This window comes from Micromonospora sp. KC606 (assembly GCF_004348675.1).
Classification (GTDB): domain Bacteria; phylum Actinomycetota; class Actinomycetes; order Mycobacteriales; family Micromonosporaceae; genus Micromonospora.
The window spans coordinates 1-4,828 of sequence record NZ_SMKN01000320.1 but is presented as its reverse complement, the minus strand read 5'-3'; the positions used below and the strand labels follow the sequence as shown (position 1 = coordinate 4,828).

The window sequence follows — 4,828 nt, the reverse complement described above, 5'->3', positions numbered from 1 at the left end:
CCCGAGTACGTGCCGGGCGGGGTCGTCTCGGGCCGGTGGGCTACCCGGGGTGGGGGAGCGTTGCAGATCCCGAAGGTGATCCGTCGGGCGGTGGTGGCCGACCCGGGCTGGCGGTTCGTGGTCGCCGACGCCGGCCAGTTGGAGCCGAGGGTGCTCGCCGCGGTCTCCGGCGACGCCCGGCTCGCCACGGCCGGCGCGGCGGGGGACCTCTACGCCGCCCTGGCCCAGGACGCCTTCGGTGGGGACCGGGCACGGGCCAAGCTGGCGTTGCTGGGGGCGATGTACGGCCAGACCGGGGGGATGGCGGTCCCCGCCCTGGCGGTGCTCCGGCGTCACTACCCGACCGCTTTCGCCTACGTCGAGGCGGCGGCCCGCACCGGCGAGGCGGGCGGCCTGGTGCGGTCCTGGTTGGGGCGGACGTGCCCGCCCGGGACGGCGGGCTTCGCCGACGGCGATGACGCCGACCAGGAACCCGGCGGCGACCCGCAGTCGCCGCGGGCCCGGGCAGCCCGCTCCCGGGGCCGATTCACCCGCAACTTCGTCATCCAGGCCACCGCAGCGGAGTGGGCCTCCATTCTGCTCGCCACGCTCCGCGGCGAGCTGGCCGGCACCGGGGCGGAGCTGGTCTTCTTCCAGCACGACGAGGTGATCGTGCACTGTCCCGCCGCGCAGGCGGACGTGATTGCCAAAGCGGTGACCCTCTCCGGCGCGCGTGCGTCGGCGCTGCTGTTCGGCGACACCCCGGTCCGGTTTCCGCTGGACCTGTCCGTCGTCGACTGCTACGCCGACGCGGCGTGACCGGCCACGGTCGTTCTGAGTCGCGGGCGGTGCCGGCCGTGCTGGTCACGGTCAGACCAGGTGGTGGCGGGAAACCTATCTAGAATATGGCGATTTGCCCCGCTACTCCGTGCCCGGGGTCGTCGTTGTGCCCGGTGTGCGCAACGGACCGGGCAGCCCTGCTCGGTCCGTCTTCACGACGGAGGTGGCACCGCTGAACCGGATCGCAGGGATGATCATCGCGGCGGGTGGGGGGCGCCGGATCGGCGGCCCGGAAGCCCTGCTCCATCAGGGGGAGAGGCCCCTGGTGGACCAGATGGTCGACACGATGACCGAGGCGGGCTGCGAGCAGATCGTGGTCGTCCTGGGCGCTGCCGCCGACCAGGTGCGCCAGACCGCCGACCTGTCCCGGGCCACCGTGGTTGTCAACCGGGCCTGGGGCACCGGGGTCGGTTCCTCCATCCGGGCCGGCCTGGCCGCGCTCACCGACGAGGGGATCGAGGCGGTCGTGGTGGTCCCGGTGGACATGCCCGGCCTGACCGCCGCCGCCGTACGCCGGGTCGCCGCGCTGCCGTACCCGGACGTGCTGGTCTGCGCCACCTACGACGGGCTGCGCGGCTACCCGATGCTCTTCGGCCGGCGGCACTGGCCGGGCATCGCGACACTGGCCAGCGCGGATGTCGGCGCGCGACCCTACCTGCTGGCGCACAAGGACCAGATCGTCGACATCGCCTGCGATTCGGTGGCCGACGGCAACCGGGTGGACACCCCGGAGCTGATGGCGCTCTACGGCCTGACCGTCCCGCCGCAGCGGGTCGGCGCCTGACCCGCCCCGCTCCGCGGCAGCCGCACCGAGCCGTCGCGGTGGCCGGTCAGACCTCGATGTTGAACCGTTGCAGCACCGACGGCGCCATCAGGCCCATCGCGGCCAGCACGGAGAGCACGGTCAGCGCGGTACGCAGCACGACGACCTCTGCCTTGCTGCCGGTGCGCAGCGCGATGCTGTTCGGCAGGCCGACCATCATCCACATCCGGCGCTTGATCGGGATCGGCCAGAGGATCGGCACCCCCGCCTTGGTGATCATGTCGCCGAGGATGTGCACGAAACAACCCACCCCGACGGCCAGCCCGATCATCGGATAGCCCCGGTCGCCGGGCAGGTTGGCGAACGTGTACCAGGCGGCGGCGGCCGAGGCGAGGGTGACGATCACCCAGCCCGCCCGCTCCGCCCACCGGTCGAACAGGCCACGCAGGGCCAGCCCGATCATGAAGAACAGGATGCCCACCACCGCCCACTTGCCGTACGCCGTGCACAGCGCGGTGGTGCCCCAGCCGACCAGGACGGTGAACGGGATGGTGTGCGTCAGGGTCCGGTGGCCGTTGTTGCGGCGGGGATCGCGACTGAGCTTGGTGGCGTAGTAGACGCCGAGCGAGAGCTTCTCCATCACCTCGGCGAGAAACAGGGAGAAGACGCCGAAGGTGCGGGCCACCGTCGCGCCGCCCTGGTTGCGGGTGACCTTGCCGGAAAGGTCCAGGTCGGGGAAGAGAGCCCCGCCGGCGCAGACCGCGGTGCCGACCGCCAGCGCCAGCGGCGACTGGTGGTAGTCCGCGAACTGGTCCAGCGCCCACGAGCCGGTCAGCCACACCGCCGCGCCCGACAGCGCGTGGGACGGTCCCATCATGGCGTCTCGCCCTCCCCAAGTCCTTGATCGACAAACTACGCCACTGTCCCAGAGCCGCCGACGACGGGGCAATCGCCCGACCGTCCACAGGGGAGGACGATCGGCACCGGGGTGGCGCCCCGCCCCGGTCACCAGGAAACAGGCTGCCGACGGAGGGCCGTGGTCGACGCGGGAGAGCGGGGTGCCGCCGTCACCACCAGCCCCACCGCCAAGGGCCGCGACGGATCCAGTGCCGGGCGCGGCCGGACGCAGGATCGTCGCCGGTTGGCGGGGCGGCGGACGCCGGGTCGTCGGCCGGCTCCGCCGCGTCACGCGGCGCGGGGTCGGGCTCGGACCCCCGCCGCGCCGAGGGCGAGGGCGGGTCGGCGGGGAACGGCCCGGGCACCACGGCGTGCGACGGGCCGGGCGCGCCGAACGGCCAGGGTGCCGCGGGGGAGGTCGTCCGCGGACCGGTGGCGGACGGCCGTGGCGCGCCGGGCCATGGCGGCGGGGGCGGCGGCCGTTCGATCCGCAGCACTGTCGTCGGCTCCGCCTCGTCGGACGGTTCCGGGTCACGCTCGACGGCCACCAACCGCCGATCGGCCTCGTCGTGGCCGATCCGCCGGCGGGGATCCCGGCACAGCAGACCGGCCAGCACGGGGGCGAGCGGCCCGGCGTGCGGGGCGGGATCAGGCGGATCATTGGCGAGTGCCGCCAGGGTGGCCATCGCGGTACCCCGGGCGTACGGCGGGCGTCCCTCGACGGCGGCGTACAGCGTGGCGCCGAGGGACCACAGGTCGGCCTCCACGCTGGATACCCCCTGGGCGGCGCGCTCCGGGGCGACGAACTGGGGCGAGCCGAGCACCATGCCAGGGCGGGTCAGCACCCCGTCCTCACCGTCGAAGGTGGCCAGCCCGAAATCCGTGAGCATGATCTGCCCGTCCTGCCTCACCAGCACGTTCTGCGGTTTGACGTCCCGGTGCAGCACGTTGGCGGTGTGGGCGGCGCGCAGCGCGGCCAGCAGCGCTCGCCCGACGCCGGCGGCCCGGACCGGGTCCAGGGGTCCGTCGTCGTCCAGGACGGCCTGCAACGTCCGGGAGGGGACGTACTCCATCACGATCCACGGGTGCCCGCCGACCCGCACGACGTCGTAGACCCGGACCACGTTGGGGTGGTTGAGCCGGGCGGCGGTACGTGCCTCGCGCAGTGTCCGCCGCCGCAGATCGTCGCCCTCGGACTCGGACAGCCAGTGCGGCGGAAGGACCTCCTTGACCGCGACCTCACGGTGCAGCACCTCGTCGAGGGCTCGCCACACCCGACCCATTCCGCCCCGGCCCACCAGCTCCACCAGCCGGTACCGGCCGGCGACCACCACGTGCTGCACCGTTCTCCCCACCGTTGGCTGACGCACCACGGTAGCCAATTGATCGGGGTAGGCCTATCGCTTGTCGGCCCGCCTCAGCAAACGGCGCCGTCCATCGCCAGCAGGTTGCCCTCGGGGATGGAGATCCGGGACCGGCCGCCGCCGAGCAGCGCGGCGGCCCGCCGGGCCTGGAACGACCCGTGCTCGCGGCGGGCGGCGGAATAGCTGCCGGCCGTCCGGGCGGCGATGGTGGCCCAGCCGTACCGCTCACTGACCATGTTGCGGGCGCGGCGGGCCAACCGGCGGGCGAAGACCTCGTCACCGATGAGCTGGTCGACCGCACCGGCCAGTGCGTCCGGGTCGCTGTGCGGGAAGGTCACCCCGGTCACCCCGGGCTCCACGATCTCGGCCAGCCCACCGGTGTCGGCGACGGCGAGCGGCGCGCCCGCCGCGGCGGCCTCCAGCGCGATCATCCCGAACGGCTCGTAGAGGCTGGGGATCACGGTGGCGTCGGTGGCGGCCAGTACGGCCGGAAGTTGGGTGGAGTCCAGGAAACCGGCGAAGCGGACGGTGTCGTCGAGGCGCAGGCGCCGCGCCTGGTCGACCAGCTCGTCCTTGTACGGCCCGTCGCCGGCGATCACCACCCGCAGCCCCGGGTGCCGGTCGCGCAGCGACGGCACGGCGCGCACCAGGTGCTGCACGCCCTTCTCGTACACCAGCCGCCCGGCGTACCCGACGAGGGGCCCGTCCCCGGCGAACCGGGCCCGGGCCGAGGCGACGGCCCGGGGTCGGGCGTGCCAGGCGCGGTCGTCGACCCCGTTCGGCACCACGTCGACCCGGGCAGCCGGCACGTCGAACAGCCGGGTGATCTGGTCCCGCATGTACCCGGAGCAGGCGATGACCCGGCCGGACTCGCCGGCCAGCCAGTGTTCGACGCCGTGGATGGTGCGGTTCATCTCCTCGGGGAGCCAGCCCTGGTGCCGGCCGGCCTCGGTGGCGTGGATGGTGGTCACCAGCGGCACGTCCA

Annotated in this window: 5 protein-coding genes; 2 read left to right on the top strand and 3 right to left on the bottom strand. The window is 73.8% G+C overall.

From position 1 onward, the window contains the following. Together E1193_RS30160 and E1193_RS30155 are read left to right on the top strand one after the other, a co-directional pair. A partial coding sequence (locus E1193_RS30160; RefSeq protein ID WP_132186535.1) for a bifunctional 3'-5' exonuclease/DNA polymerase occupies positions 1–798 on the top strand: 798 nt, incomplete at its 5' end. 211 nt (positions 799–1,009) lie between these two features. After that, on the top strand, positions 1,010–1,603 hold the full coding sequence (locus E1193_RS30155) for an NTP transferase domain-containing protein (protein WP_132186536.1): 594 nt from the start codon (positions 1,010–1,012) through the stop codon (positions 1,601–1,603). A gap of 46 nt (positions 1,604–1,649) precedes the next feature. Here E1193_RS30155 and E1193_RS30150 read toward each other — a convergent pair whose 3' ends face one another. The 3 genes from E1193_RS30150 to E1193_RS30140 form a co-directional block, all read right to left on the bottom strand. Beyond that, positions 1,650–2,459 carry a metal-dependent hydrolase gene (locus E1193_RS30150; RefSeq protein WP_132186534.1) on the bottom strand — a complete coding sequence of 270 codons (810 nt, stop codon included), beginning with the start codon at positions 2,457–2,459 and terminating at the stop codon, positions 1,650–1,652. 190 nt (positions 2,460–2,649) lie between these two features. Next, positions 2,650–3,822: a serine/threonine-protein kinase gene (locus E1193_RS30145; RefSeq protein ID WP_132186533.1), complete on the bottom strand. Its 1,173-nt coding sequence runs from the start codon at positions 3,820–3,822 to the stop codon at positions 2,650–2,652. A gap of 74 nt (positions 3,823–3,896) precedes the next feature. After that, positions 3,897–4,828: glycosyltransferase family 4 protein (locus E1193_RS30140; RefSeq protein WP_132186532.1), on the bottom strand; the 932-nt coding region annotated here is incomplete at its 5' end.